The sequence below is a fragment of the Streptomyces endophyticus genome (genome assembly GCF_035798155.1).
Classification (GTDB): Bacteria; Actinomycetota; Actinomycetes; order Streptomycetales; family Streptomycetaceae; genus Streptomyces; species Streptomyces endophyticus.
Window position 1 is genome coordinate 74,923 of sequence record NZ_JAOZYC010000066.1, and the last position, 25,186, is coordinate 100,108.

The following is a 25,186-nucleotide window of genomic DNA, read 5'->3' on the forward strand; positions in this document are numbered from 1 at the left end:
CACTGACAATGGCCGAACACGGCCCCGAAACGGGCCTCAGCCCATCTCGGGCACCGGCGTCACCAGCTTCCCGTGCGCGAGGTACGCGGTCAGGTTGTCCAGGGTCAGCCGTTCCATCTCGTCGCGGGTCTGGACGGTGCCACTGGCCAGATGGGGTGTGAGCACCACGTTGTCCAGGGCGAGCAGCGGCTCCGGCACGTGCGGTTCGGCGGCGAAGACGTCGAGCCCGGCGCCCGCGAGTCCGCCGTTGGTCAGCAGGTCGACCAGCGCGGCCTCGTCGACCACGCTGCCGCGCGCGATGTTGACGAGGTAGCCCTGGGGGCCGAGCGCTTCGAGGACCTCTCGGGAGACGAGGCCGCTGGTGGCGGCGCCGCCGGAGGTGGCGACCACCAACACGTCCACGGAGGCGGCCAGTTCCGCGGGCGAGGCCGCGTACGCGTAGTCGACGCCGGGCACCTCGCGGCGGCTGTGGTAGCTGATCGGGCAGCCCATGGCGGCGAACCGGGTGGCGATGGCCCGCCCGATCCGGCCGAGTCCGAGCACGCCGATCCGGGCCCCGCTGACCCGCCGCGCCAGCGGGACGGGGCCCTCGCCCGGCCAGCGGCCCGCGCGTACGTAGCGGTCGGCGGCGGAGAGCCCGCGCAGTACGTCGAGCGTCAGCCCGAGCGCGGTGTCCGCGACGCAGTCGGTGAGCACGTCGGGGGTGTTGCTGACCACGATGCCGCGTTCCAGGGCGAGGGCGACGTCGGTGGTGTCGTAGCCGACCCCGAAGTTGACGACGGCGCCGAGGCGCGGCAGTGCGGTCATGAGCTCGGCGGCGACCCCCGCGCGGCCCGAGGTGACGACGACGCCGATCTCACCCCCGTACTCGGTGAGGAAGCGGTCGCGTTCCGGTCCTTCCTTCGGAAGGACGAGAGCGTCGTACGTGGTGCTGAGCGTCTGGGCGAGCGAGGGCTTGAGCGAGCCGACGGCGAGGATGCGGCCGACGGCGGCGGTGGACGTGGTCATGCGGGGACTCCTTCCTGGACCGGTTCGCGGTCCAGGGCCGGTTCAGATCACTTTCTTGACGAGCGCGGCGAGTTCGGTGTGCTCGGCCTCGGTGAGGTCGGTCAGTGGCGGGCGCACCGGGCCCGCGCCGTGGCCGGAGACGGTGAGGCCGGCCTTCACGATCGACACCGCGTAGCCGGGCTGCCGGTCGCGCAGCGCGATGTACGGCAGGACGAACTCGCGCAGCCGGTCGTAGACCTGCGCCGTGTCGTGGGCGCGCACGGCCGCGTAGAAGTCGCAGGCCCATTGCGGGGCGAAGTTGAAGATGGCCGACGAGTAGGTGGTGGCGCCGAGTTCGAGATAGGGCAGCGCGTAGGTCTCGGCGGTCGGGAGGCCGCCGATGAGGACGAGCCGGCCGTCGTGTTCGGCGTGCAGCCGGGCCATCAGGTCGATGTCGCAGACGCCGTCCTTGAACCCGATGAAGTTGGAGAACCGGGCGACGAGCCGGTCGACGGTCGCCGCCTTGAAGCGGGCGTTGGCCCGGTGGTACACGATCACGCCGAGCGAGGTGGCCGCGCAGACCCGGGCCACGTGTTCGTAGAGCCCCTCCTGCCCGACCTCGGTGAGATAGGGCGGCAGCAGCAGGAGGCCGTCGGCCCCGCCCTCCTCCGCCCGCCGGGCCATCTCCACCGCGGTCGCCGTGCCGTATCCGGCCGCCCCGATGACCGGCAGCCCGTCCCGCGCCTCGGCGACCGTCGCCCGCAGCACCGCGTCGACGTCGGTGTGGCTGAGCGAGAAGAACTCGCCGGTGCCGCCCGGGGCGAAGAGGCCCGCCACGTCGTACCCGGCCAGGCGCTGGAGATGCGTGCGGTAGGCCGGCTCGTCGAAGGCGTGGTCGGGCGTGGTGTGGGTGACGGGGAAGGACAGCAGGCCGGAGCCCAGGACGCGGCGCAGATCATCGGGCGAGAAACGGGCCATGGGGCATCTCCAGGGTCGTCGGGCGGATGAGGCCGGCTGGCCGCAAGCTAGCAGACTTGATCATGGACAGGAATGGTGTCTACATATACGAACTCCACTCCCTCTCCGCTCATCCTGCGCGTCCAACTTCCCTGCCTGCGCAATCTCTTGACGCGTCTCAGAACCCACACTTACCGTGCGTCCACAAATTGAAACGGCGTCTACATCCGTGGACACGCTGGTGCCTGTCGCGGTGGAGGAAGCCCCATGCCCCCTGTTCCCATCCCCGGTCGGGCTCTCGCTCTGGCGCTCGTCTGCACGCTCGCCGCGAGCGGCTGCACCGTGGCCAACAGCGCGTCGGTGACGGCGGGCAAGGACACGCTGCGCGTGGTCCTGCCGGAGGAGCCGCCCACCCTCGAACCCTGCGAGTCCTCGCTGACCTCCACCGGCGTGGTGGTGCGCTCCAACATCACCGAGCCGCTGACCGAACGCGACCCGCACTCGGGCAAGTTGGTACCGAAGCTCGCGACCGCCTGGAAGCGCACCTCGGACACCCAGTGGACGTACACCGTCCGCGAGGGCGTCCGGTTCAGCGACGGTTCGCGGTTCGACGCGAAGGACGCCGCGTACTCCATCGACCGCGCGGTCAACTCGAAGCTCGGCTGCAATGTCGAGGGCTACGTCTTCGGGGACATGGACGTGAAGCTGTCGACGCCCGACGCCCGCACCCTGAAGGTGACGACCCCCGAGGCGGACCCGATCCTGCCGCTGCGGCTCTCGTTCATCGAGATGGTGCCGACGTCGACCGACGCGAAGAAGAAGGTGCGTGAGCCCATCGGCACGGGCCCGTACCGGATAGCCGACTGGGAGCCGGGTCTGCGGCTCTCCCTCGCCGCCAACAAGCGGTACTGGGGCCGGGCCCCCGACTACCGCAAGGCCCTCTACCAGTGGCGCCCCGAAGGCAGTGTCCGCGCCGCCATGGTCACCAACGGCGAGGCGGACGTGGCCACGTCGCTCGGCCCGCAGGACGGGGCGGGCGACACCGCGGTCACGTATCCGAACAACGAGACCACCGCGCTGCGCATGCAGCTCGGTGAGGCGCCGCTGAACGACGAGCGGGTGCGCAAGGCGATCAACTACGCGATCGACCGCAAGGGCATCGTCGACTCCCTGTACCAGGGCGACGCCAAGGTCGCGTCCCAGCTCGTGCCCTCCGGGATCACCGGGTACGACAAGGGGCTCAAGCCCTGGCCGACCGATCTCGCCAAGGCGAGGAAGCTGCTCGCGGAGGCGAAGGCCGACGGCGTCGACGTCGGGAAGCAGATCCGGCTGATCAGCCGCACCGCGCTCTTCCCCAAGGTCGACGAGACCGTCCAGGTCATGCAGAACGAGCTGGCGGGGATCGGGCTCAACGTCAAGATCCAGATGAAGGACACCGCGGGCAGCACCGAGTTCCAGGAGCGGCCCTTCCCCAAGAACACGGGCCCGTACCTGCTGCTCATCCAGCACGGGAACCAGGCCGGTGACGCGGCCTTCTCCATGGACCAGTACCTGCTGAGCAAGGGGTTCCAGAGTTCCGGCGGCACGGCCGCCTTCGACCGGAGGATCCGGGCGGCGGAGGCCCTCACCGGGGACGCGCGGCAGCGGGCGTTGGGCCGGGTCTTCGCCCGGGAGCCGGACGAGATCACGCAGTACGCGTATGTGGCGCACATGTACGGGATCGCTGCGCTCGCTCCGGAGGTTCGGTACGAGCCCAACTCCGCGACCGGGGATGAGATGCGGCTCGCCGAGTTCAGCCACGTCGACTGATCCCACGTCACGGGGCTCCGCCCCGGACCCCGCTGCTCAATCGCCGCAGGGGCTGAAAGTGCCCACCCGTCCTCCGACCTAGGGACAGCGATGTTCCCCTTCCTTCGCCGCCGCACGCTGACCAGCATCCTGCCGCTGCTCGCGGTGCTCCTCGGGGTCTTCGTCCTCGCGCGGCTCACCGGCGATCCGTCGTCCTTGTACCTGCCCGAATCCGCAACCCCGGCCCAGCGCGCCGCCTTCGCCGCCCGCAACGGCTTCGACGACTCGATCTGGCAGCAGATCGCCGACTACTTCGGCGGCGTCTTCCAGCTCGACTTCGGCGAGTCGCTGCGCACCGGCGAGTCCGCGGCGACGATGGCTCTGCGGGCCTTCCCCGCCACGCTGCAGCTCGCCTTCGCGACCATGCTGATCGCCGTCATCGGCGCGGTGATCATCGGCAGCTGGGCCGCCTTCCGGCCCAACTCCCTTGCCGACCGCGTCTCTTCGTTCCTGTCCATGACCGCCGCGAGCGTCCCCGACTTCTGGTTCGCGATCACCGGCGTATGGATCTTCGCCGTCACCCTGGGCGCGCTGCCCACCTCGGGCGTCACCGACGGGATGCTCTCGTGGGTGCTGCCGGTGGCGACCCTGGTGATCCGGCCGCTCGGCGTGCTCACCCAGGTGGTGCGCGGCGCCATGGTCTCCGCGCTCTCCGCCCCGTACGTGCGTCTGGCGCGCAGCAAGGGCGCCGGCAACGTCCGCGTGGTCAGCCATCACGCGCTGCGCAACGCCGCCGCGCCCGCGCTCACCGTCGCGGGCGACCTCGCCGTATCGCTGGTCAACGGCGCCGTGGTGGTGGAGACGATCTTCGGCTGGCCGGGCATCGGGAAGCTGATGATCGACTCCATCCTGGGCCGCGACTTCGCGGTGCTGCAGGCCGCGGTGCTGATCACCGCGATCACCATCTTCGCGCTCAACATCGTCATCGACGTCTGCTACGCGCTGCTCGACGCGCGCGTGCGCGAGACGGCGACGGCCTGAGGAGGACGCCGTGAGTACCTCGATCGACAAGCCCGCCTCCGACACACCTCCCACGGAGGCCGAAGAAGCGGCGCCGCGCGGCAGCCAAGTCCCCCTGTGGCGCATGCTGTTGCGCGACCGGGTCGCCACCGTGGCGGCCGTGCTGCTGGTCCTGATCGCGCTCACCGCGGTCCTCGGCCCGCCGCTGCTCGGCGGCTCCGCCACCGACCAGGACCTGAAGAACGCCAACCAGGCACCCTTCTCGCTCGACCACGGCTGGCTCGGCGTGCTCGGCACCGATCCGCTCGGCCAGAGCATGCTGGCCCGGCTGATCGTCGCCGCCCGCACCACGTTCAGCGTGGCCGTGCCCGCGGTGCTGTTCGCGCTGGCCGTCGGCTCGGTGATCGGCATGTGGGCCGGGTACCACCGCGGCCGCCGGGAGACGGTCGCGATGCGCGTGGCCGACGTCATCATGAGCTTCCCTTCGCTGCTCATGGCGGTCGTCGTGCTGTACGTCTTCTCGCCGAGCGTCGCCAATCTCGTCCTGGTGCTGACCGTCACCCGGCTCCCGGTCTATCTGCGCACCGCCCGGTCGGAGTCGTCCGAGCTCCAGAGCCGCCTGTTCGTCGACGCGGCGCGGACCTTCGGCACGTCCAGCGGGGCGATCATCCGCCGGCACGTGTTCCCGGTCGTGCTGCCGACGCTGCTGACCCTCGCCACCCTCGAATTCTGTTACGTGATGCTCGCGGAGTCCTCGCTGAGCTTCCTCGGCATCGGCATCCAACCTCCCGATGTCAGCTGGGGGTTGATGGTCTCGCAGGGACGGACGTATCTGCAGAGCGCGTGGTGGCTGACCTTCTTCCCCGGGCTCGCCATCGTCATCACGACGGTCTCCGCGACCGTGCTCGCGTCCTGGGCGCGGCTCGCCACCGACCCCGCTCAGCGCTGGCGCCTGGCGCTGCCCCGCAAGGCGCGGCGCCGCGCCGCCCGCACCGCTCCCCAGGAGGCCAGCTCGTGACCGCCACCGCCACGGACACCGCCCTTGAGGTGGACGGCCTCAGCGTCGACATCCGCACCCCGCACGGCACCGTACGCGCCGTGGACACGGTCAGTTTCCAGGCGCGGCGCGGCCGGACGCTCGCGCTGCTCGGCGAGTCCGGCTGCGGCAAGTCGATGACCGCGCAGGCCATCGTGTCGCTGCTCGACCCGGCCGCAGAGGTGAGCGGGGGCCGGGTCCTGCTCGACGGCACCGACCTGGTCGCGGCCGACGAACGGACCCGGCGCTCGCTCGCGGGACCTGAACTCGCCATCGTCTTCCAGGACGCGCTCACCGCCCTCAACCCGGTCTACACGGTGGGCACCCAGCTCGCCGAGCCGTTCCGGATCCACCGCGGCATGTCCCGCAAGCAGGCCCGCAGGGAAGCGATCGAGCTGATGGCGCGGGTCGGCATCCCGGAGCCGGAGGGCCGGGCGGACGCCTATCCGCACCAGTTCTCCGGCGGGATGCGCCAGCGCCTCCTGATCGCCATCGCGGTCGCGCTCTCCCCGTCCGTACTCCTCGCCGACGAGCCGACGACCGCGCTCGACGTGACCGTGCAGGCGCAGATCATGCAGCTGCTGCGGGAGCTGCGCACGGAGCGGGACATGAGCGTCGTACTGATCACCCACGATCTGGCCCTCGTCTCCGAGCAGGCCGACGAGGTCGTGGTGATGTACGCGGGCACCGTCGTCGAGTCGGGTCCCGTGCGCGAGGTGTTCGGCGCGCCCCACCACCCGTACACGAAGGGCCTGTTGGACTCGGTGCCGGTGCACGCCGCCCGTGGCGAGGAGCTGAGGTCCATCGGCGGCGCCCCGCCGGACCTGCACTCGATCCCGTCCGGCTGTGTCTACCAGGACCGCTGCCCGCTGGTGCGCGACCTGTGCCGCGCGCGGCGCCCCGAACCCGCCGAGGTCGCGCCGGGCCGCACGGCCGCCTGCCACTTCTCCGACGAGGTGACCCGATGACCGACACACCCCTGCTCGAAGTACGCGACCTCACCAAGACGTTCCAGGTCCCGGGCGCCGGCAAGGGGCGCGGGCTGCGCGCCCTGAACGGCATCTCCTTCGATCTGAAGCGCGGCGAGACCCTCGGCCTCGTCGGGGAGTCGGGCTGCGGGAAGTCCACGCTGGCCCGCACGCTGCTCATGCTGGAGCGGCCCGACGGCGGCAGCGTCCGCTTCGACGGCGTGGACCCGTTCGCGCTCAAGGGGGCGGAGCTGCTGGCATGGCGGCGCCGGGTGCAGATGGTGTTCCAGGACCCGTTCGCCTCGCTCAACGCCCGGATGACGGCCGGCGAGATCATCGGCGAACCGTGGCGCACCCACAGGTCCCTGCACCGCACGGCAGGCGAACGCTCAGCCCGCATACGGGAGTTGCTCGACCTCGTGGGGCTGCGCAAGGGCGACGAGCAGCGCTACCCGCAGGAGTTCTCCGGCGGCCAGCGCCAGCGCATCGGCATCGCCCGCGCGCTCGCCCTCTCCCCCGACGTGATCATCTGCGACGAGCCGGTCTCCGCGCTCGACCTCTCCGTGCAGGCGCAGGTGCTCAACCTCCTCAACGACCTGCAACGACAGCTCGGCGTCAGCTATCTCTTCATCTCCCACGACCTGTCGGTGGTCCGGCACGTGGCGGACCGCGTGCTGGTGATGTACCTGGGCGGCATCGTGGAACAGGGCGACACGGAGTCCGTCTTCAACCGCGCCCTGCACCCGTACAGTGCGGCGCTGATGTCGGCCGCGCCGTCGCTCGACGCCGACGCGCGCCGCGAACACATCGTCCTCCAGGGCGAGTTGCCCTCCCCGCTCTCGCCGCCGTCCGGCTGCCGCTTCCGCACCCGCTGCTGGAAGGCGACCGACGCGTGCGCCTCGGCCGCGCCCGAGGCGGCCGTCGACCCACGGGATCCGGGGCACACGGCGGCCTGCTTCCATCCGCTGGAGGACGCCTCCGGCCTGGTGGCCGCGGGCGGGGACGGTCGGTGACGCTCACCGGCTGTCTGGTCATCGCGGTCGCGGTGGTGCTCGCCGCCTGTCTGCAGGCGTCCATCGGCTTCGGCATGGGGATGCTCGCCGCGCCGGTGGTCGCCGTCGTGGACCCCTCCCTCGTACCGGGAACGCTGATCATTCAGGCGGGCGTGCTCACCCTCCTGGTGACGGTGACCGAGCGGCAGCACATCGATCTGCGGGGCACCGGCTGGGCGCTGGTCGGCCGGGTGCCCGGCACCGTCGCGGGAGCGCTGCTCGTCGCCGCGCTGCCACCCCGGGGCCTCGCCCTGATGCTGTCCGGCGTGGTGCTCCTGGGGGTCGTCCTGACCTGCTTCGGCTGGGCCCCGCGACCGCACCGTCCCGTCCTGGTCCTGGCCGGGTCCGCGTCGGGGCTCCTCGGCACCGCGACCTCGATCGGCGGCCCGCCGATGGCCCTGGTCTGGCAGGGCAAGGACGCCCCTGTGCTGCGCGGCACCATGAGCGGGTTCTTCCTGATCGGCTCGGTGCTGTCCGTCGCGACGCTCGCGGCCACGGGCTCCATCGGCGCGCACACGCTCCGGATGTCGGCCGTGCTGGCTCCCGCGTCCGTCATCGGCTACGTGCTCTCGCGCTACGTCAACCGCTTCATGGACGCGCGACGGCTGCGCTGGGCCGCGATCGGGGTGTCGGCGCTGGGGGCGGTGCTGCTGATCGGCGAGCAGCTGGTGTGACCCCTTCTGGTGGCTCTTTCCGGTGTGCCCTTTCCGGTGTGCCCTTCGGTACGACCGTCAGCTCCGCACCAGATTGCGCAGCGGCCGCCCTTCCGCGAGCGCCTCGACGTTGGCCCTGATGTCCTCGGCCCGGCCGCGGAAGGTCTCCTCGGTGTGGCCCGACTGGTGCGGCGTGAGCACCACGTTGTCGAACCCGGTGAAGTCCAGGTGCGAGGGCGGCGGCGCCGCGGGCTCGCGCGGGTTGCGCCACCAGACGTCGAGGCCGGCCCCGGCGATCGTGCCGTCGCTCAGCGCCGCGTGCAGCGCCTTCTCGTCGACGACCGCGCCCCGGGCCACGTTGACGAGCACGGCGGAGCGTTTCATCGCGGCGAGCGCGGCGGCGTCCACGAGCCCGCGCGTCTCCTCGCTCAGCGGCACCGTCACCACGACCACGTCGCAGGCACGGAGCATCTCGTGCAGCCGGTCCTGCCCGCCCACCCACTCCAGGTCCACCCCGGGAGGCGGCGGCGCGGTCGGATCGCGACGCACGGTACGTACCCGCATGCCCAACGCGCCTGCCACACGCGCCACTTCGCCGCCGATCTCGCCCATCCCGAGGACGCCGAGGGTGCGCCCGGCGAGGATGCCGCCGAAGGCGTAGGACCGGTCGACGACGGCGTTGCGCCAGACGCCGGCCCGCATGTCCCGCTCGCCGCGCGCCACGTCGCGCAGCAGCATCATCGACACCATCACCACGTGTTCGGCGATGGAGCGGCCGTGGTGGAAGGTGTTCGCCACCCGCACCCCGGGCCGCAGCGCGGCCAGCAGGATCTTGTCGTAGCCGGCCCCGGTGACGTGCAGCAGCCGCAGCCGCTCCATCCCGGCCAGCAGCTCGCGGTCGGCGGCGGAGCACACGAGGACGTCGGCGGTGGCCGCGGCAGCGGCTCGGGCCGCGGGATCGTCACCGTACGCGAAGGTCCAGTGGTGCGCGCCGCCCTCGGTGAGCACGTCCCTGAACCGCCCCATGACCGGTTCGGTGACGAGGACCTCCAGCGGCCGCCCCGCTCCCCCGCTCACCACCTTGGCACCGTCGGGTCGAACTCCGGCCGGAAGCGGCGCATGTAGGCGGTGTCGTCGCGCTCGCGGATGCCGCTGGTGAGGTACTGCTCGTGCAGCCGGGCGAGCGCGTCACGGTCGAGCTCGACGCCGAGTCCGGGGGCGGTGGGCACCGCGACGGCGCCGTCCTCGAACGTGAGCGCGCCCGGCACGACGACGTCCTCGGCCGGGTCCTTCCACGGCCAGTGCGTGTCGCAGGCGTAGTCGAGGTTCGGGGTGGCGGAGGCGAGGTGGGTCATGGCCGCGAGGCTGATGCCCAGATGCGAGTTGGAGTGCATGGAGAGCCCCATGCCGAACGTCTCGCAGATCGCGCCGAGCCGCTGGGACCGCCGGAGCCCGCCCCAGAAGTGGTGGTCGGAGAGCACCACCTGGACGGCGTCCTGGCGCACGGCGGGCGGCAGGTGCTTGAAGGCGACCACGCACATGTTGGTGGCGAGCGGCATCGACACCTCGCGCGCGACGCGGGCCATGCCCTCGATGCCGGGCGTCGGGTCCTCCAGATACTCGACGACCCCGTCGAGCTCCTGCCCCACCTTGACCGAACTGGCCACGCTCCAGGCCCCGTTGGGGTCGAGCCGCAGCGGCAGCCCGGGGAAGGCGGCGCGCAGCGCCCGGACCGCCTCGATCTCCTCCTCGGGCGGGAGGACGCCGCCCTTCAGCTTGATCGCGCCGAAGCCGTACGCGTCGATGATCCGCCGCGCCTGGCGGACCAGACCATCGGGGTCGAGCGCGGCCCCCCACTCGTCGTCCTCCTGTCCGGGGTGGCCGGCCCACTTGTAGAAGAGGTACGCGCTGTAGGCGACGCGGTCGCGCACGGCGCCGCCCAGCAAGTCGCTCACCGGGCGGCCGACGGCCTTGCCCTGGAGGTCGAGCGCGGCGACCTCGAAGGGCGAGACGACCCGGTCGGCGAGGGAGCTGTCGGTCACCATCCCGCTCATCCCGTGCCCGCCCACGCCGCTGTCGGCGGCCAGCGACTCGTTGACCCCGCGCCAGACACCGTTGAGGTCGAAGACATCTGTGCCGACCAGGTGCTGCCCGGCCCGCTCCAGGCGGCGCAGATGCGGCAGGTCCCCGTAGGACTCACCGAGCCCGCACAGGCCGCTGTCGGTCACGACCTCGACGACCGAGCGGAGCGCGAACGGCTCGTGCACGCCTACGGAGTTGAGCAGCGGAAGGTCGCGGAAGGCCACCGGCGTCACCCGCACCTCGGAGATCCGGTGCTTCTCAGTGTCAGACATGACGGGATACTGGCACGCGTCTACGTACGTAGACAAGGCTTGTGTATGTGATTGGGGAGGTACGAGTCGCCCTACTCGACGCCGATCAGCATCAGCGCCGACTGCCGCCCACCGCGGTACACCACCGTGTCCACGGCCAGGTAGGACTCGCGCACGTGCTGTTCGAGCCCCGCCGCGACCTCGTCGGAGACCTCCTCGCCGAGGACGAGCGTGACGAGTTCGCCGCCCGCCGCGAGCATCCGGTCGAGGACGGTGCGGGCCGTCGCCGGGACCTCGCCGCCGATGACCGCCACGTCGCCGTCGATGAGGCCGAGGACGTCGCCCGCCTGGCAGATGCCCGCCATGGTCCACGACTGCCGCTCGGCGACGGCCAGTTCGCCGTACCGGGTCGCACCCGCGGCCGAGGTCATCGCGACGACGTCCTCGTCGAAGCGCCGGTCGGGCTCGTGGACGGCGAGCGCGGCGATGCCCTGGACCGCCGAGCGGGTCGGGATGAGCGCGATCCGCAGCCCCTCGGAGCGGGCCTGCTCGGCGGCCGCCGCGGCGGTGTGCCGCAGCTCGGCGTCGTTCGGCAACAGCACCACCTCGCGCGCGTGGGCCCGCCGTATCGCGTCGACGAGTTCCCCGCTGGCGGGCGGTTCCCCGGGCCGGTCGGGCACGGTCGTGGCGCCCGCCTCCCGGTAGAGCCCGGCGAGCCCGTCACCCGGCACGACCGCCACCACGGCCCGCTGCACCCGCTCCCGCGGCGCCGAGGCGTGCGTCGCGTGCACGTCTCCGAGCCCGAAGTGGGTGATGCGGATGCGGTACGGGCGCCCGGCCTCGACACCCGCCTCCACGGCCGCGCCCGCGTCGTCGACATGTACGTGGACGTTCCACAGGCCGTCCCCGCCGACGACGACCAGCGAGTCCCCGAGGGCGTCGAGCCGGGTCCGCAGCCGGGCCACCGGCCCGTCCTCCGCCTCCAGCAGGTAGATGACCTCGAAGGCGGGGCCCGCGGCGCCCTCGTCCTCGGGGCATTCGAGCAGCACGCCATCGGGGACGGCATCCACGCGCGCGTGGCCGCCCGCTCCACCTCGGCGTACCGGCGCCGCCTCCCCCGAGACCGCCTCGCTCAGCGCCCCCAGGACGGCCACGAGCCCCCGCCCACCCGCGTCCACGACCCCGGCGCTGCCCAGGGCGGCGAGCTGCCCCGGCGTCGCGTCGAGCGCCACGCACGCGCCGTCGTAGGCGGCCCGGACGACGTCGCGGCAGTCCCCGTCGACCCCGGAGGCGGCCGCCGCGGCCGCCGTCGCCACGGTCAGGACGGTGCCCTCCACGGGGTGGGCGACCGCCTCGCGCGCGGCCTCGGCGGCCCGACCCAGCGCCATCCGCAGGGCGTCGGCGTCGGCGCTGGCTCCCGCGACGTGATCTCCCTCACCGTCCGAGCCGTCTGAGCCGTCCGAGCCGTCCGAGCCCGCGGCGAGGACCTGCGCCATGCCGCGGAGCAGCTGCGCGAGGATCGTCCCGGAGTTGCCCCGGGCGCCGATGAGTGCGCCGTGCGCCATGGCGCGCATCACTTCGGGGAGCGTGGGAGCGGCCGGCTCGGGCCCCGCCTCAAGACCGGCGAAGACCGCCTCGACGGCCTGATGCGCGGACTCGACGGTCAGATAGAGATTGGTGCCGGTGTCCCCGTCGGCGACCGGGTACACGTTGATCGCGTCTATCTCCGCACGGTCGCGGCCGAGCGCCTCCAGGGCGAGTGAGCACCAGGCGCGCACCGCGATCACGTCGAGCACCTGCGGCACCTGCGCCTCCTAGAGCAGCTGGACTGGCACCGCAGAGTAGACCGCGGAAGGTGAGCGTCCGGAAAGAGGGCCCGGCCCGAAAGCCGGTCCCGACCTGGTCCGGAGCCCGGGCGGGCCGCCCGACCAGCCATGGTAGTTTCGTTGTACCGACGCAGCCGTTGTATGCTGCTCGGGTTGCCCGATATTCGTCGGGCCATCCCCTGGCACCGCCACTCAGATCCTCCGATCCTGATCCCGGCATGCCGGGATCAACCGTAAGAGCATCTGAAGTCTTTGGAGTGACCCGTGGCTGCCAACTGCGACGTCTGTGGCAAGGGGCCGGGCTTCGGCAACAGCATCTCCCACTCGCACCGCCGTACGCCTCGTCGCTGGAACCCGAACATCCAGCGTGTGCGTGCCGTGATCAGTGGGACGCCGAAGCGCCTCAACGCCTGCACCTCGTGCATCAAGGCCGGCAAGGTCTCGCGCTGACGTTACGCCTAGCGCGGCCACCTAGCTGGTTGCTTGAAAAGAGCCGGTCCCCTCGGGGATCGGCTCTTTTCTTTGCCCTAGGGAGCTGCCGAGCAGGCGCTCACGACTCGATCTCTCCTCCGAAGTGATCCCAGCCGCCCTGATTCGCCCAGGACGCTCCGTCCACGGTCACCTGGGACAGCGCCGAGGGACCCTGCACCTCGCCGATCACCTTCCAGCGGGCGGGCAGCTTCACGGACGGCGGGAAGGTGGCCACGATCGCGTGGTCCTCGCCCCCGGTCAGCACCCACTGCAACGGGTCGACGCCGACGGCCTGACCGATGTCGCTCATCTGCGTGGGCACATCCACCTGCCCCGACTTGATGTCGATGCGGACCTTGCTCGACTCGGCGATGTGGCCCAGGTCGGCGATGAGCCCGTCGCTCACGTCACACATGGCGGTGGCACCGAGCCCGGCCGCCGCGGGGCCCGCTTCGTACGGCGGTTCGGGGCGGCGGTGCGCCTCCACGAAGGCGCGGGGCGAGCGGAAGCCGCGCGAGAGCACCGCGTACCCGGCGGCGGACCAGCCCAGCCAGCCCGTCACGGCCACGACGTCGCCGGGCTGCGCGCCGGCCCGGGTCACCGGCTCGTGGCCCTGCATGTCGCCGAGCGCGGTGATCGCCACGGTGATCGTGTCGCCGCGCACGACATCGCCGCCGACGACGGCGGCGCCCGCCACCTGGCACTCGTCGCGCAGCCCGTCCATCAGCTCCGAGGGCCAGGACGCGGGCAGTTCCGCGGGCACCACGAGGCCGAGGAGCAGCGCGGTGGGCACGGCGCCCATGGCCGCGATGTCGGCGAGGTTCTGCGCGGCGGCCTTGCGCCCGACGTCGTACGCGGTGGACCAGTCGCGCCTGAAGTGCCGGTTCTCCAGGAGGACGTCCGTGCTGGCGACGACCCTGCGGTCCGGCGCCGCGATCACGGCGGCGTCGTCGCCGGGACCGATGCGTACGGCCGGGGTGGTGGTGAGCCGAGAGGTCAGCTCTCGGATGAGGCCGAACTCCCCCAACTCGCCGACGGTGCCCTTCATGCGCGTGCTGCCCTTTCTGCCCCGGTTCGCTGCCGCCCGCCAGGGCCGTATGCCCCGGCCCGCTTGCGGTCGCGGGCCGTCTCTGTCATGGGTACGGTTCTTGTCACGGGCCTGCCTTCCACGTCCGTCGGGCGCCACAGCCGCCACCGGGTCTCCCCGCGGCGAGCGGTGACGCGATAACGTGGCGTCCCTTCTCCCCACATGATCCTCGTGGCCGCCCTGGAGGTTCCGTGGTACAGGCGTACATCCTGATCCAGACCGAAGTAGGCAAGGCGTCGACCGTCGCCGAGCTGATCGGGAAGATTCCAGGAGTGATCCAGGCCGAGGACGTCACCGGCCCCTACGACGTGATCGTGCGCGCGCAGGCCGACACCGTCGACGAACTGGGCCGCATGGTGGTCGCCAAGGTCCAGCAGGTGGACGGCATCACGCGCACTCTGACCTGCCCGGTCGTCCACCTGTAGTCCCCGTCTACGCTGTGCCGGTGAAGTCATATCGTCACCGGATCCGGCACGGCCGGCTGAGTCGCCTGTCCATCGCGGTGCCCTCGCTCTCCTTGCTGATCGCCACCGCGGGCTGCGCTTCGACGGGCGAGGCGCCAGAGGTGGCGGTTCCCACTCCGGACGCGAAGGCCGCCAAGCTGTGCCGGAACCTGGACAAGGTCCTGCCGGAGAAGGTCGACGGACTCGAGCGCAACGATCCCGAACCGGGCTCGGAGCTCACCGCGGCGTGGGGAAGCCCCGCGATCATACTGCGCTGCGGCGTGCCGTGGCCCGACGCTGCGTTGAAGACGAGCAGCAACACGGCGACGATCGACGGCGTCGGCTGGGTCGCGGACGAACTCGACGACGGCGCGCAGCGCATGACGACGGGCGGGCGCCTCGCCTTCGTGGAGGTGACCCTCCCCAAGGACGAGGTGTCCAAGAACGGGGCGGGCTCCCTGGTCGACCTGGCGGGCCCCATCAAGAAGGCGATCCCCAAGGGGATCGCCGACTAGAAGGCACGTCATGGAAGCCGCGGTCTACCGCAGTCCGGTCGACCGCCGCAGCGCCGCCTGGATGAGCCGGTCCACCAGCTCCGGGTAGCCGACGCCGGTCTCCTCCCACATCCGCGGGTACATGGAGATCGGCGTGAAGCCCGGCAGCGTGTTGATCTCGTTGATGACGAACTCGCCGTCCTCGTCGAGGAAGAAGTCCGCCCGCACGAGCCCCTCGCAGGACATGGCCTCGAAGGCGTCGACGGCGAGCCGGCGGACCTCGGCGGTCTGCTCCTCGCTCAGCGGCGCGGGCACGATGCCGGCCGCGGAGTCGATGTACTTCGCCTCGAAGTCGTAGAACGCGTGGGAGTCGGCCGGCGGGATCTCGGCCGGGACGGAGGCACGCGGCCCGTCCTCGAACTCCAGGACCCCGCACTCGATCTCGCGCCCGACGATGCCGGCCTCGATGATCACCTTCGGGTCGTGCTCACGGGCGGTCTCGATCGCCTCGTCGAGCCCGTCGAAGGAGTCGACCTTCGTGATGCCGATCGACGAACCCGCGCGCGCGGGCTTGATGAACAGCGGCCAGCCGTGGTCCCCGACGAAGTGGGCGACGCGGCGGCGGGCGCCTTCCTGATCCTGCTCCCACTCCCGCGGACGCACGACCAGATAGGGCCCCACCTTCAGTCCGAAGGACGTGAAGATGCGCTTCATGTACTCCTTGTCCTGGCCGACGGCCGAGGAGAGCACACCGCAGCCGACGTACGGGGTTCCGGAGAGGTCCAGGAGGCCCTGGATGGTGCCGTCCTCGCCGTACGGGCCGTGCAGCACGGGGAAGACGACGTCGACCTCGCCGAGGGCCTTGGGGACAGATCCCGGCTCGTTGTAGACGACTTCGCGGGAGCTCGGGTCGACCGGGAGGACCACGCCGCCCTCGGCCGACTCGGCGAGATCGGCGACGTCCGGCACCTGACGGTCGGTGATGGCCATCCGCTCGGGGTCGTCCGCCGTCAGCGCCCAACGCCCCTCACGCGTGATGCCGACCGGCAACACGTCGTACTTGGAGCGGTCGATGGCACGCAGCACGGCGCCGGCCGTGACCACGGAGACGCCGTGCTCGGAGCTGCGGCCACCGAAGACGACGGCCACACGCGGCTTGGGCCCACCCGCGGTGGACGCAGGGCTCTGGGGGAGGTTCTCGCTGCTCATATCGCGTTGAGCGTACCTGCTGGTAGTACGAGAGTCAGTGCCCGCAGAGCGCCGGTCGCACAGTTGTCGTAGACCCGCCGCCGGCCCGTCGCTCAGCGTCGTTCCGGCTTGGCGGAGCGCGACATGAGCTCCTTCACCGCGACGACCGGGGACTTGCCCTCGTGGACGATCGCGACGACGGTCTCCGTGATCGGCATGTCGACGCCGTGCCGGCGCGCCAGATCGAGCACCGACTCGCAGGACTTGACGCCCTCGGCGGTCTGCTTGGTGACCGCGATGGTCTCCTGCAGGGTCATGCCCTTGCCGAGGTTCGTGCCGAAGGTGTGGTTGCGCGACAGCGGCGAGGAGCAGGTGGCCACCAGGTCGCCGAGGCCCGCGAGTCCGGAGAACGTCAGCGGGTCCGCGCCCATGGCGAGCCCGAGCCGCGTCGTCTCCGCGAGCCCGCGCGTGATGAGCGAGCCCTTCGTGTTGTCGCCGAGCCCCATGCCGTCCGCGATGCCGACGGCGAGCCCGATGACGTTCTTGACCGCGCCGCCGAGCTCGCAGCCGATCACGTCGGTGTTCGTGTACGGCCTGAAGTACGGGGTGTGGCTGGCGACTTGGAGCCGCTGGGCCACGGCCTCGTCGCGGCAGGCGACGACCGCGGCGGCGGGCTGCCGGGCGGCGATCTCGCGCGCGAGGTTGGGTCCTGTGACGATCGCGATGCGGTCCTCGCCGACCTTCGTGACGTCCTCGATGACCTCGCTCATGCGCATCGCCGAGCCGAGCTCGACGCCCTTCATGAGCGAGACGAGGACGGTGTCGGGAGCGAGCAGCGGCGCCCACTCCCCCAGGTTCTGGCGCAGCGTCTGCGAGGGCACGGCGAGCACCGTGAAATCGGCGTCCGCCGCGGCCTGCGCCGGGTCGGCGGTGGCCCGGACGTTCTCCGGGAGTTCCACGCCGGGCAGGTAATCCGGGTTCGTACGCGTGGAGTTGACGGCCTCGGCGAGTTCGGCGCGGCGGGCCCAGAGGGTGACGTCGCAGCCCGCGTCCGCGAGCACCATCGCGAAGGCGGTGCCCCAGGAGCCGGTGCCGAAGACGGCGGCCTTCACGGGTCGGGTCACTTGCTGCTCTCCTCGGTCGTACCGCTCGTGGCCGAACTGCCGCTTTCCGCCTGTGACTTGCCGCTGCCCGCCTGGGCCTTGCGGCGCTGCTCGATGCGCGCCTCACGCGGGTCGTACCGCTTCTGCGGGGCCTTCTCGCCGCGCAGCTCCGCCACCTCGGAGGTGATCGCGGTCATGATGACCTCGGTCACCTCCTTCAGGAGGTCGGGCGTGATCTCCCTGTCGTAGTACGCGGAGAGGTCGACCTGGGAACCGGCGAGCACGTGGTGCGTCTTGCGGGGGAAGAAGTCCGGCTTCTTGGAATACGGCGCGAGCGCTTCCGTGGCGCCCCACTGGCCGACCGGAATCACCGGGCATTTGGTCTGCAGTGCCACGCGCGCGACGCCGGTCTTACCGGTCATCGGCCACAGTTGGGGATCGCGGGTGAGCGTTCCTTCCGGATAGAAGGCGACGCACTCGCCGCGCTCCACCGCGTCGATCGCGGCACGGAAGGCGCTCAGCGCGTTCGTGGACTCGCGATAGACGGGAATCTGTCCGGTGCCGCGCATCGCGGCGCCCACGAACCCCTTCCTGAAGAGGCCGTGCTTGGCGAGGAAACGCGGGACCCGTCCCGTGTTGTACTGAAAGTGCGCGTAGAGGAACGGATCCAGATGCGAATTGTGGTTGACCGCGGTGATAAAGCCTCCGTCGGCCGGAATGTTCTCCATTCCACGCCAGTCCCGCTTGAACAGAACCACCAGCGGTGGTTTGCAGAGGACCGCGGCGAAGCGGTACCAGAAGCCGATTCTGCGGCGGGACACTCGGACACCTTCCTCTAGGGGGGCCTGGGGGCCGCACAAGTGTCGCCCCGGCCCACCGGCCTGTCGAGAACACCGTACGCCCGCACAGACAGCCGCACCTCATGCACAGGTCACAATGGGCGCGTGCAGTGGACCCTGGTGATACCGCTGAAACCGCTGGTGCGGGCCAAGAGCAGACTGGCCCCGACAGCGGGAGACGCCCTGCGCCCAAGCCTCGCCCTGGCGTTCGCCCAGGACACCGTGGCCGCGGTGGGAGCCTGTGCGGCGGTGCGGGATGTGGTGGTCGTCACGGACGATCCCCGCGCGGAACGCGAACTGGCGGCCCTGGGCGCCCACGTGGTCCCGGACACCCCGCAGGCGGGCCTCAACGCCGCTCTCGCGCACGGGGAGGGGTTCGTGCGCTCCGGACGCCCGGCCGCCGCCATAGCCGCCCTGAATGCCGATCTCCCGGCTCTGCGCCCCTCAGAATTGGCCCGCGTTCTCGCTTCGGCCGCCGCATTTCCCCGCGCATTTCTGCCCGATGCCACCGGAATCGGCACAACACTCTTGGCCGCGGCCCCCGGCACGGAATTGCTGCCCGCATTCGGCGGTGCATCGCGTGCCCGCCACACGGCGTCCGGCGCCGTGGAACTCCCCCTCGAAGGCGTCCACTCCGTACGCCAGGACGTCGACACCGGCGACGACCTGCGGGCGGCGCTCGCCCTTGGCGTGGGCCCGCACACCGCGAAGGCCGCGGCGGGGCTCCTGATCCCGGACTGAATCCCTCACGGAAGCACGCACTGAGTACGCTGCCCGTATGCAGGCCACCGCGTACACGTACGACTCCGAAACCCGTGCCGGCAGCGTCCTCCTGGACGACGGCACGCCCGTCTCCTTCGACGCCGCCGCCTTCGACGCGGGCGGCCTGCGGCTGTTGCGCCCCGGGCAACGGGTGCGCATCGAGGTGCAGGGCGAGGGTGACGCACGGCAGATCACGCTGGTGACCCTGCAGACCTTCTGAAAACCCCCGTAGGGCCCGGTGGGGGCCCCTGGACACACCGCGGGCCGGTCTCCCCGAAGGGAGCCCGGCCCGACGCGTGAGCAACCTTGTGGCGTACGCCCGAGAAGCGACTTACTTCTTGCGGGCGGTCGCCTTCTTGGCGGTGGTCTTGCGCGCCGTCGACTTCTTGGCGGGCGCCTTCTTGGCGGTGGCCTTCGTGGCGGGCGCCGTCTTCTTGGCGGTGGCCTTCTTCGCCGGGGCCGCCTTCTTGGCGGTGGTCTTCTTGGCCGTGGCCTTCTTGGCGGTGGCGGCCTTCTTCGCCGGAGCCGCCTTCTTGGCCGGGGTCGCCTTCTTGGCGGTGGTCTTCTTGGCCGTGGCCTTCTTGGCGGTGGTGGCCTTCTTCGCCGGAGCCGCCTTCTTGGCAGCGGCCTTCTTGGCGGTGGTGGCCTTCTTCGCGGCCGCCTTCTTGACCGTCGCCGAAGCGCCGCCGCTCAGGCTGCCCTTGGGCGCCTTCTTGACCGCGACGTCGTTCTTCGGGAGCTTCTTCGAACCCGCGACGAGGTCCTTGAAGCCCTGGCCCGCACGGAAACGCGGAACCGAGGTCTTCTTGACCCGGACACGCTCTCCGGTCTGCGGGTTGCGGGCGTAGCGGGCCGGGCGGTCGACCTTCTCGAACGAGCCGAAGCCCGTCACCGAGACACGGTCACCGCTGACCACGGAACGCACGATGGCGTCGAGTACGGCGTCGACGGCGTCAGCGGCCTGCTGACGGCCACCAACCTTGTCGGCAATGGCTTCTACGAGCTGCGCCTTGTTCACGTCTTCCCCTTCGGAGACATTGCCGGAACGAATCTCTTTCGCACCGGCTTTTTCGCACGTTAGGCAGATATATACCGCAAATCAAACGCGAAACGGGCTAATCACCCTTGTGCCGCAACGAACTGGACAGTCTCAGAGTTCCTCTTCAGTGATGGAGCCCTCTTCGAAGTCGTCGAGGTCCGCCATGAATCGCTCCAGACGCCTTGCCGCACCGGCGAGATCGTGTTTGGCCGCGGCCGTGACGGCCAGCAGCTTCCGGGTCAGCGCCATCCGTACGCCCTCCGGGACTTGCAGTGTGCGCACTCTGGCGTGCGCTTCCTTGAGTTGGTCCGCGACCGCCGCATACAGCTGGAGTTGGCCGTCGTGTTCCATGCACAGATTGTGCCATCTGGGGCGAGTTGTCGCCTCCGCAGGGTGCAACTCCCGCCCCAGAAGGCCCTTCTGGAGCCTCGCGCGACATGCTCGCCCAGAGCGCCGCCGACGCACGCCTACCCCTGGAACACCCTTGGTATTCAAGGGAGTTGAGGCACCCCGGCGACCCCTCGCGCAGGGCCAGGAAGGGGCTCTGGAGCCGGACACAGAAGTACCCCCAACCGGTGCACGATTGGGGGTACAGGGCCCTGCTGATGTGGCCTGAATAAGCCTTGCTCGGCTACGGATCCGTTAGGGAGCCGTAGGAACCCGGTCGGCTCAGACCTGGACCGTCCGCGGCTTGAAGGCCGGACGCTTCGCCTCGAATGCGGCGATGTCCTCCTCGTTCCGCAGGGTGATGCTGATGTCGTCGAGGCCGTTGAGCAGCCGCCAGCGGGAGTTCTCGTCCAGTTCGAAGGGCGCGGTGATGCCCTGGGCCCGAACTTCGCGCTCCTGCAGGTCGACCGTGATCTCGGCCTGCGGGTCGCTCTCCACCAGCTCCCACAGCGCGTCCACGACCTTCTGGTCGAGAACCACGGTCAGCAGACCGTTCTTGAGGGAGTTGCCGCGGAAGATGTCCGCGAAGCGGGAGGAGATGACGGTCTTGAAGCCGTAGTTCTGCAGGGCCCACACCGCGTGCTCACGGGACGAGCCGGTGCCGAAGTCGGGGCCGGCCACCAGGACGGTGGCGCCCTCGCGCTCGGGCTTGTTGAGCACGAACTCGGCGTCCTTGCGCCAGGCCTCGAAGAGCCCGTGCTCGAACCCGTCCCGCGTCACCTTCTTGAGCCAGTGGGCGGGGATGATCTGGTCGGTGTCCACGTTGCTGCGGCGCAGCGGGACGGCCCGGCCGGTGTGCGTGGTGAATGCTTCCATGACTCTCAGACTCCAGCGGCGACAGGGGCGTCGGACAGGTCGGCGGGCGAGGCCAGGTGGCCCAGAACGGCGGTGGCCGCGGCGACCTGGGGCGAGACCAGGTGGGTGCGGCCGCCCTTGCCCTGCCGGCCCTCGAAGTTGCGGTTGGAGGTGGACGCGGAGCGCTCGCCGGGCGCGAGTTGGTCCGGGTTCATACCCAGGCACATGGAGCAGCCCGCGTAGCGCCACTCGGCGCCGAACTCCTTGAAGACCTTGTCCAGGCCCTCCTCGACGGCCTGCAGGCCCACGCGCGCGGAGCCGGGAACGACCAGCATCCGTACCCCGTCGGCGATTTTGCGGCCCTTGACGATCTCGGCGACGGCGCGCAGGTCCTCCATGCGGCCGTTGGTGCACGAGCCTACGAAGACGGTGTCGACCTTGACGTCGCGCAGCGCCTGCCCGGCCTCCAACCCCATGTACTCCAGGGCCTTTTCGGCGGCGAAGCGCTCCGAAGCGTCTTCGTACGAAGCCGGGTCGGGGATGTTCGCCGAAAGCGGCGCTCCCTGGCCGGGGTTGGTGCCCCAGGTGACGAACGGCGCCAGTTCCTCGGCCTTGATGAAGACCTCGGCGTCGAAGACCGCGTCGTCGTCCGTCTTCAGCGTCTTCCAGTACTCGACGGCGGAGTCCCAGTCGGCGCCCTTGGGGGCGTGCGCACGGCCCTCCAGATACGCGAAGGTCGTCTCGTCGGGGGCGACCATGCCCGCGCGGGCACCGGCCTCGATGGACATGTTGCAGATGGTCATCCGCGCTTCCATCGACAGCTTCTCGATGGCCGAGCCGCGGTACTCCAGGATGTAGCCCTGGCCGCCGCCGGTGCCGATCTTCGCGATGATGGCGAGGATCAGGTCCTTGGCGGTGACGCCCTCGGGCAGTTCGCCCTCGACCGTGATCGCCATCGTCTTCGGGCGGGCCATCGGCAGTGTCTGCGTGGCCAGCACGTGCTCGACCTGCGAGGTGCCGATGCCGAACGCCAGGCCGCCGAAGGCGCCGTGCGTCGAGGTGTGGGAGTCGCCACAGACGACGGTGGTGCCCGGCTGCGTCAGGCCCAGCTGCGGACCGACCACGTGCACGACGCCCTGCTCGACGTCGCCCAGCGAGTGCAGGCGGACCCCGAACTCGGCGGCGTTCTTGCGCAGCGTCTCCAGCTGTACGCGCGAGACCGGGTCGGCGATCGGCTTGTCGATGTCGAGGGTCGGGGTGTTGTGGTCCTCGGTGGCGATGGTGAGGTCGGTGCGCCGCACCTGACGACCTGCCTGGCGGAGGCCGTCGAAGGCCTGCGGGCTGGTCACCTCGTGCAGCAGGTGCAGATCGATGAAGAGGAGGTCGGGCTCGCCCTCGGCGCGCCGGACGACGTGCTCGTCCCAGACCTTCTCCGCGAGTGTCCTACCCATCGCTTTCCCTCCGGCCGGCTTGAGGTGCGCCGGCCCAACTAGAGATTTCGGATCGCCGTCGCCCGTACCCCCGTGCCGGACGCCAACGGCCGGGCCCGTTTGGTCCACGGGCCGGTGTGACGTACAGGGTGGCAAGTTCCACGGAAAATTGAACTTGCGTTTCACAGAGTGAGACGGGAGTATCGACGCATGGACAACAGTAGCGGCGTCGGCGTCCTGGACAAGGCAGCCCTTGTCCTGGGCGCCCTGGAGTCCGGACCCGCGACCCTCGCAGGCCTTGTCGCGGCCACCGGACTGGCAAGACCCACAGCCCACCGCCTGGCGGTGGCCCTGGAGCACCACCGCATGGTGGCGCGTGACATGCAGGGCCGTTTCATTCTCGGCCCGCGCCTGTCGGAACTCTCGGCGGCGGCCGGCGAGGACCGCCTGCTCGCGACGGCGGGCCCGGTGCTCACGCACCTGCGGGACGTCACCGGCGAGAGCGCCCAGCTCTATCGCCGCCAGGGCGACATGCGCATCTGCGTCGCCGCGGCGGAGCGGCTCTCCGGACTGCGGGACACGGTCCCGGTGGGCTCGACCCTCACGATGAAGGCGGGCTCCTCCGCGCAGATCCTGATGGCCTGGGAGGAGCCGGAGCGCCTGCACCGCGGCCTCCAGGGCGCCCGCTTCACGGCGACGGCCCTGTCGGGCGTCAGGCGCCGTGGCTGGGCCCAGTCGATCGGCGAGCGGGAGCCGGGCGTCGCGTCCGTCTCCGCGCCCGTACGCGGCCCCTCCAACCGCGTCGTGGCCGCGGTCTCGGTCTCCGGGCCGATCGAGCGCCTCACGCGCCACCCGGGCCGTATGCACGCCCAGGCGGTCATCGACGCCGCGGGACGCCTCTCCGAGGCCCTGCGTCGCACCGGTTGATCCGGTCGTCCCAACTCCCCTTACGTTCCCCGCCCGTTCCCGGCCGGTCGCTCCAACGCCGCAGCGACCGGCCGGAGTTGTCCTCCGCACATGTCACCGCATACGAAAAAGGGCCCTTCCCGACTTCGGGAAGGGCCTTGATCGTTCGCGAGTACCCCCGACCGGATTCGAACCGGCGCTACCGCCTTGAGAGGGCGGCGTGCTAGGCCGCTACACAACGGGGGCATGGATCTTGCAGGCGCTTCATTTGCACGGCCGCAAATCCGAGCTGGTCTACCAGGACTCGAACCTAGAATGACGGTACCAGAAACCGTAGTGTTGCCAATTACACCATAGACCACTGAAGTTCAAGGCCTTGCGGCCCGCGAACTCAATGCGTACCCCCGACCGGATTCGAACCGGCGCTACCGCCTTGAGAGGGCGGCGTGCTAGGCCGCTACACAACGGGGGCCCTAGCGATCCTGCATCAGAGTCGGTGGGAGCTACCCAGGCCGTCCCCGCGGGAAGGATCTGTACCCCCGACCGGATTCGAACCGGCGCTACCGCCTTGAGAGGGCGGCGTGCTAGGCCGCTACACAACGGGGGCTTTGTGGACGCCATGTCCACGGGTGCAGATGAGCTCTGCGAGCTGGCCTACCAGGACTCGAACCTAGACTAACGGAACCAGAAACCGTCGTGCTGCCAATTACACCATAGGCCACCGAAACACAACCCCCGAGGGGATCTTGCTTGGCTTGCGCTTCCGGGATTCTGACCTTTCGGCCCGCTCCCCTCGGCGCAGAAAGAACATTACCCGAAGGTGGACTGCGCTCCAAAACGGGTATGTCCCGCCAACAGCGCAGGCAGTTGCTCAAGCCCTGTGATGCGTACGAGTTCGGGCCTGCCGCCCAGTTCAGCGCGGTCGAGCCAGATTCCGCTCAGGCCCGCGTCGACGGCTCCGCGGGCGTCCGTGTCCGGCTGGTCACCGACGTACGCGATCTCGTGCGGCTCCAGGGAGAGCTCCGCGCAGACGGCGTGGAAGGCGGCCGCTTCGGGCTTGGCGACGCCGAGTTCGGCGGCGCACAGGACGGCCTCGAAGCGGTCGCGCACCCCGAGGACGCGGAGCTTGCGGTCCTGGTTGTGCAGCGAGGAGTTGGACAGCACCGCGTGCCGGTAGCCGTCGGCGAGGGTGTCGAGGGCCGGGACGGTGTCGGGGAAGAGGCTCCACGCGGCCTCGTAGTGACCGAGATAACGGGCGAACCAGCCGTCGGCCTCTTCGGCCTCCATGGCACGCCCCACGAAGCTGCGCACGCGGTCCCTGCGCTGCCCCTCCCAGTCGGCCTCCCCCGCCTCGAACCGGGCCCAGTGCTCCCGCGTGGCGGCCCGCCACCGCACGAGCGCCTCCTCGACGGTGCCGTAGCCGTCGAGCAGCCCCTCCGCCGCGAGGTGCTCCCGCATGCCGACGGTGTCGGCGGTGGCGTAGTCGAAGATCGTGTCGTCGATGTCCCAGACGATGGCCTTGATCGCGGTGCTGTGCGGCATGGCACGACCGTAACGCCGGA

At 70.7% G+C, this 25,186-nt stretch carries 26 protein-coding genes and 5 tRNA genes; 12 read left to right on the plus strand and 19 right to left on the minus strand.

Going from position 1 to position 25,186, the window contains the following annotated elements:
• Positions 1-36: 36 nt before the first annotated feature.
• Both OKJ99_RS09090 and kdgD read right to left on the minus strand, forming a co-directional pair.
• Positions 37-1,008, minus strand: coding sequence for a 2-hydroxyacid dehydrogenase (locus tag OKJ99_RS09090; RefSeq protein WP_326015344.1), 972 nt, complete (start codon positions 1,006-1,008; stop codon positions 37-39).
• A gap of 42 nt (positions 1,009-1,050) precedes the next feature.
• The gene (gene kdgD / locus OKJ99_RS09095; RefSeq protein WP_326015345.1) at positions 1,051-1,965 is read right to left on the minus strand and encodes a 5-dehydro-4-deoxyglucarate dehydratase; all 915 of its coding nucleotides are present in this window, start codon (positions 1,963-1,965) and stop codon (positions 1,051-1,053) included.
• Between the two features lie 246 nt (positions 1,966-2,211).
• On the opposite strand from kdgD, the gene OKJ99_RS09100 reads away from it, so the two are divergent.
• The 6 genes from OKJ99_RS09100 (at position 2,212) to OKJ99_RS09125 (ending at position 8,482) form a co-directional block, all read left to right on the plus strand.
• Positions 2,212-3,753: an ABC transporter substrate-binding protein gene (locus OKJ99_RS09100; RefSeq protein ID WP_326015346.1), complete on the plus strand. Its 1,542-nt coding sequence runs from the start codon at positions 2,212-2,214 to the stop codon at positions 3,751-3,753.
• Between the two features lie 90 nt (positions 3,754-3,843).
• Positions 3,844-4,773, plus strand: coding sequence for an ABC transporter permease (locus tag OKJ99_RS09105; protein WP_326015347.1), 930 nt, complete (start codon positions 3,844-3,846; stop codon positions 4,771-4,773).
• A 10-nt stretch (positions 4,774-4,783) separates the two neighbouring features.
• Complete coding sequence (locus OKJ99_RS09110; protein ID WP_326015348.1) at positions 4,784-5,770, plus strand: ABC transporter permease; 987 nt, start codon at positions 4,784-4,786, stop codon at positions 5,768-5,770.
• Positions 5,767-6,756, plus strand: coding sequence for an ABC transporter ATP-binding protein (locus OKJ99_RS09115; RefSeq protein WP_326015349.1), 990 nt, complete (start codon positions 5,767-5,769; stop codon positions 6,754-6,756). Before OKJ99_RS09110 ends, OKJ99_RS09115 begins: the two co-directional genes overlap by 4 nt.
• Entirely contained in the window at positions 6,753-7,769 is a 1,017-nt protein-coding gene (locus tag OKJ99_RS09120; RefSeq protein WP_326015350.1) for an ABC transporter ATP-binding protein, read from the plus strand. Before OKJ99_RS09115 ends, OKJ99_RS09120 begins: the two co-directional genes overlap by 4 nt.
• Positions 7,766-8,482, plus strand: a complete 717-nt coding sequence (locus OKJ99_RS09125) for a sulfite exporter TauE/SafE family protein (RefSeq protein ID WP_326015351.1) — start codon at positions 7,766-7,768, stop codon at positions 8,480-8,482. Before OKJ99_RS09120 ends, OKJ99_RS09125 begins: the two co-directional genes overlap by 4 nt.
• A 57-nt stretch (positions 8,483-8,539) precedes the next feature.
• On the opposite strand, the gene OKJ99_RS09130 is transcribed toward OKJ99_RS09125, so the two are convergent.
• The 3 genes from OKJ99_RS09130 to OKJ99_RS09140 all read right to left on the minus strand — a co-directional run bounded on the left by OKJ99_RS09130 (position 8,540) and on the right by OKJ99_RS09140 (position 12,599).
• Positions 8,540-9,541, minus strand: a complete 1,002-nt coding sequence (locus tag OKJ99_RS09130) for a 2-hydroxyacid dehydrogenase (protein WP_326015352.1) — start codon at positions 9,539-9,541, stop codon at positions 8,540-8,542.
• Complete coding sequence (locus OKJ99_RS09135) at positions 9,535-10,815, minus strand: glucarate dehydratase family protein (protein WP_326015353.1); 1,281 nt, start codon at positions 10,813-10,815, stop codon at positions 9,535-9,537. Before OKJ99_RS09135 ends, OKJ99_RS09130 begins: the two co-directional genes overlap by 7 nt.
• A 71-nt stretch (positions 10,816-10,886) precedes the next feature.
• On the minus strand, positions 10,887-12,599 hold the full coding sequence (locus OKJ99_RS09140; RefSeq protein WP_326015354.1) for a DAK2 domain-containing protein: 1,713 nt from the start codon (positions 12,597-12,599) through the stop codon (positions 10,887-10,889).
• Between the two features lie 285 nt (positions 12,600-12,884).
• Here OKJ99_RS09140 and rpmB point away from each other — a divergent pair, with 285 nt between their 5' ends.
• The gene (gene rpmB / locus OKJ99_RS09145) at positions 12,885-13,070 is read left to right on the plus strand and encodes a 50S ribosomal protein L28 (RefSeq protein WP_266714523.1); all 186 of its coding nucleotides are present in this window, start codon (positions 12,885-12,887) and stop codon (positions 13,068-13,070) included.
• A 100-nt stretch (positions 13,071-13,170) separates the two neighbouring features.
• Here rpmB and OKJ99_RS09150 read toward each other — a convergent pair whose 3' ends face one another.
• The gene (locus OKJ99_RS09150; protein ID WP_326015355.1) at positions 13,171-14,139 is read right to left on the minus strand and encodes a thiamine-phosphate kinase; all 969 of its coding nucleotides are present in this window, start codon (positions 14,137-14,139) and stop codon (positions 13,171-13,173) included.
• Positions 14,140-14,369: 230 nt separating this feature from the next.
• On the opposite strand from OKJ99_RS09150, the gene OKJ99_RS09155 reads away from it, so the two are divergent.
• Both OKJ99_RS09155 and OKJ99_RS09160 read left to right on the plus strand, forming a co-directional pair.
• On the plus strand, positions 14,370-14,603 hold the full coding sequence (locus tag OKJ99_RS09155; protein ID WP_016642988.1) for an Lrp/AsnC family transcriptional regulator: 234 nt from the start codon (positions 14,370-14,372) through the stop codon (positions 14,601-14,603).
• 20 nt (positions 14,604-14,623) lie between these two features.
• Positions 14,624-15,136: a DUF3515 domain-containing protein gene (locus tag OKJ99_RS09160; protein WP_407700663.1), complete on the plus strand. Its 513-nt coding sequence runs from the start codon at positions 14,624-14,626 to the stop codon at positions 15,134-15,136.
• 24 nt (positions 15,137-15,160) lie between these two features.
• Here the strand turns inward: OKJ99_RS09160 and OKJ99_RS09165 are convergent, their stop codons facing one another.
• The 3 genes from OKJ99_RS09165 to OKJ99_RS09175 all read right to left on the minus strand — a co-directional run bounded on the left by OKJ99_RS09165 (position 15,161) and on the right by OKJ99_RS09175 (position 18,227).
• Positions 15,161-16,324, minus strand: a complete 1,164-nt coding sequence (locus tag OKJ99_RS09165) for a D-alanine--D-alanine ligase family protein (protein WP_326015356.1) — start codon at positions 16,322-16,324, stop codon at positions 15,161-15,163.
• A gap of 92 nt (positions 16,325-16,416) precedes the next feature.
• Positions 16,417-17,427 carry an NAD(P)H-dependent glycerol-3-phosphate dehydrogenase gene (locus tag OKJ99_RS09170; RefSeq protein WP_326015357.1) on the minus strand — a complete coding sequence of 337 codons (1,011 nt, stop codon included), beginning with the start codon at positions 17,425-17,427 and terminating at the stop codon, positions 16,417-16,419.
• Positions 17,424-18,227, minus strand: a complete 804-nt coding sequence (locus tag OKJ99_RS09175; RefSeq protein ID WP_326015358.1) for a lysophospholipid acyltransferase family protein — start codon at positions 18,225-18,227, stop codon at positions 17,424-17,426. The genes OKJ99_RS09170 and OKJ99_RS09175 overlap by 4 nt, the downstream gene beginning before the upstream one ends.
• 123 nt (positions 18,228-18,350) lie before the next feature.
• Here OKJ99_RS09175 and cofC point away from each other — a divergent pair, with 123 nt between their 5' ends.
• Both cofC and OKJ99_RS09185 read left to right on the plus strand, forming a co-directional pair.
• Entirely contained in the window at positions 18,351-18,986 is a 636-nt protein-coding gene (gene cofC, locus OKJ99_RS09180; RefSeq protein ID WP_326015359.1) for a 2-phospho-L-lactate guanylyltransferase, read from the plus strand.
• Positions 18,987-19,023: 37 nt separating this feature from the next.
• Entirely contained in the window at positions 19,024-19,227 is a 204-nt protein-coding gene (locus OKJ99_RS09185) for a hypothetical protein (RefSeq protein ID WP_326015360.1), read from the plus strand.
• A gap of 111 nt (positions 19,228-19,338) precedes the next feature.
• Here the strand turns inward: OKJ99_RS09185 and OKJ99_RS09190 are convergent, their stop codons facing one another.
• From OKJ99_RS09190 to leuC, 4 genes are all read right to left on the minus strand, one after another.
• Positions 19,339-20,025: an HU family DNA-binding protein gene (locus tag OKJ99_RS09190; RefSeq protein WP_326015361.1), complete on the minus strand. Its 687-nt coding sequence runs from the start codon at positions 20,023-20,025 to the stop codon at positions 19,339-19,341.
• Positions 20,026-20,157: 132 nt separating this feature from the next.
• A complete protein-coding gene (locus OKJ99_RS09195; protein WP_266714505.1) occupies positions 20,158-20,397 on the minus strand; it encodes an SCO5555 family protein in 240 nt (79 codons plus the stop codon).
• 318 nt (positions 20,398-20,715) lie between these two features.
• Complete coding sequence (leuD, locus tag OKJ99_RS09200) at positions 20,716-21,309, minus strand: 3-isopropylmalate dehydratase small subunit (protein ID WP_326015362.1); 594 nt, start codon at positions 21,307-21,309, stop codon at positions 20,716-20,718.
• A 5-nt stretch (positions 21,310-21,314) separates the two neighbouring features.
• A complete protein-coding gene (leuC, locus tag OKJ99_RS09205; RefSeq protein WP_326015363.1) occupies positions 21,315-22,739 on the minus strand; it encodes a 3-isopropylmalate dehydratase large subunit in 1,425 nt (474 codons plus the stop codon).
• Positions 22,740-22,928: 189 nt separating this feature from the next.
• Here leuC and ndgR point away from each other — a divergent pair, with 189 nt between their 5' ends.
• Positions 22,929-23,645: an IclR family transcriptional regulator NdgR gene (gene ndgR / locus OKJ99_RS09210; RefSeq protein WP_326015364.1), complete on the plus strand. Its 717-nt coding sequence runs from the start codon at positions 22,929-22,931 to the stop codon at positions 23,643-23,645.
• 152 nt (positions 23,646-23,797) lie between these two features.
• Here ndgR and OKJ99_RS09215 read toward each other — a convergent pair.
• From OKJ99_RS09215 to OKJ99_RS09240, 6 genes are all read right to left on the minus strand, one after another.
• Positions 23,798-23,870: transfer RNA gene (locus OKJ99_RS09215), tRNA-Glu, on the minus strand.
• A 43-nt stretch (positions 23,871-23,913) separates the two neighbouring features.
• Positions 23,914-23,985, minus strand: a tRNA-Gln gene (locus OKJ99_RS09220).
• A 38-nt stretch (positions 23,986-24,023) separates the two neighbouring features.
• Positions 24,024-24,096 (minus strand) — tRNA-Glu (locus tag OKJ99_RS09225).
• A 62-nt stretch (positions 24,097-24,158) separates the two neighbouring features.
• Positions 24,159-24,231: transfer RNA gene (locus OKJ99_RS09230), tRNA-Glu, on the minus strand.
• A 42-nt stretch (positions 24,232-24,273) separates the two neighbouring features.
• Positions 24,274-24,345: transfer RNA gene (locus OKJ99_RS09235), tRNA-Gln, on the minus strand.
• Between the two features lie 89 nt (positions 24,346-24,434).
• Positions 24,435-25,166: an HAD family hydrolase gene (locus OKJ99_RS09240; protein WP_326015365.1), complete on the minus strand. Its 732-nt coding sequence runs from the start codon at positions 25,164-25,166 to the stop codon at positions 24,435-24,437.
• Between the last annotated feature and the right edge of the window lie 20 nt (positions 25,167-25,186).

Excerpts from the sequence above, each read along its gene's own strand:
- OKJ99_RS09090 (WP_326015344.1), bottom strand. The coding sequence starts at position 1,008 with ATGACCACGTCCACCGCCGCCGTCGGCCGCATCCTCGCCGTCGGCTCG.
- kdgD (WP_326015345.1), bottom strand. The coding sequence starts at position 1,965 with ATGGCCCGTTTCTCGCCCGATGATCTGCGCCGCGTCCTGGGCTCCGGC.
- OKJ99_RS09100 (WP_326015346.1), top strand. The coding sequence starts at position 2,212 with ATGCCCCCTGTTCCCATCCCCGGTCGGGCTCTCGCTCTGGCGCTCGTC.
- OKJ99_RS09105 (WP_326015347.1), top strand. The coding sequence starts at position 3,844 with ATGTTCCCCTTCCTTCGCCGCCGCACGCTGACCAGCATCCTGCCGCTG.
- OKJ99_RS09120 (WP_326015350.1), top strand. The coding sequence starts at position 6,753 with ATGACCGACACACCCCTGCTCGAAGTACGCGACCTCACCAAGACGTTC.
- OKJ99_RS09135 (WP_326015353.1), bottom strand. The coding sequence starts at position 10,815 with ATGTCTGACACTGAGAAGCACCGGATCTCCGAGGTGCGGGTGACGCCG.
- OKJ99_RS09150 (WP_326015355.1), bottom strand. The coding sequence starts at position 14,139 with ATGAAGGGCACCGTCGGCGAGTTGGGGGAGTTCGGCCTCATCCGAGAG.
- OKJ99_RS09165 (WP_326015356.1), bottom strand. The coding sequence starts at position 16,324 with ATGAGCAGCGAGAACCTCCCCCAGAGCCCTGCGTCCACCGCGGGTGGG.
- OKJ99_RS09185 (WP_326015360.1), top strand. The coding sequence starts at position 19,024 with ATGCAGGCCACCGCGTACACGTACGACTCCGAAACCCGTGCCGGCAGC.
- OKJ99_RS09195 (WP_266714505.1), bottom strand. The coding sequence starts at position 20,397 with ATGGAACACGACGGCCAACTCCAGCTGTATGCGGCGGTCGCGGACCAA.
- leuD (WP_326015362.1), bottom strand. The coding sequence starts at position 21,309 with ATGGAAGCATTCACCACGCACACCGGCCGGGCCGTCCCGCTGCGCCGC.
- leuC (WP_326015363.1), bottom strand. The coding sequence starts at position 22,739 with ATGGGTAGGACACTCGCGGAGAAGGTCTGGGACGAGCACGTCGTCCGG.
- ndgR (WP_326015364.1), top strand. The coding sequence starts at position 22,929 with ATGGACAACAGTAGCGGCGTCGGCGTCCTGGACAAGGCAGCCCTTGTC.
- OKJ99_RS09240 (WP_326015365.1), bottom strand. The coding sequence starts at position 25,166 with ATGCCGCACAGCACCGCGATCAAGGCCATCGTCTGGGACATCGACGAC.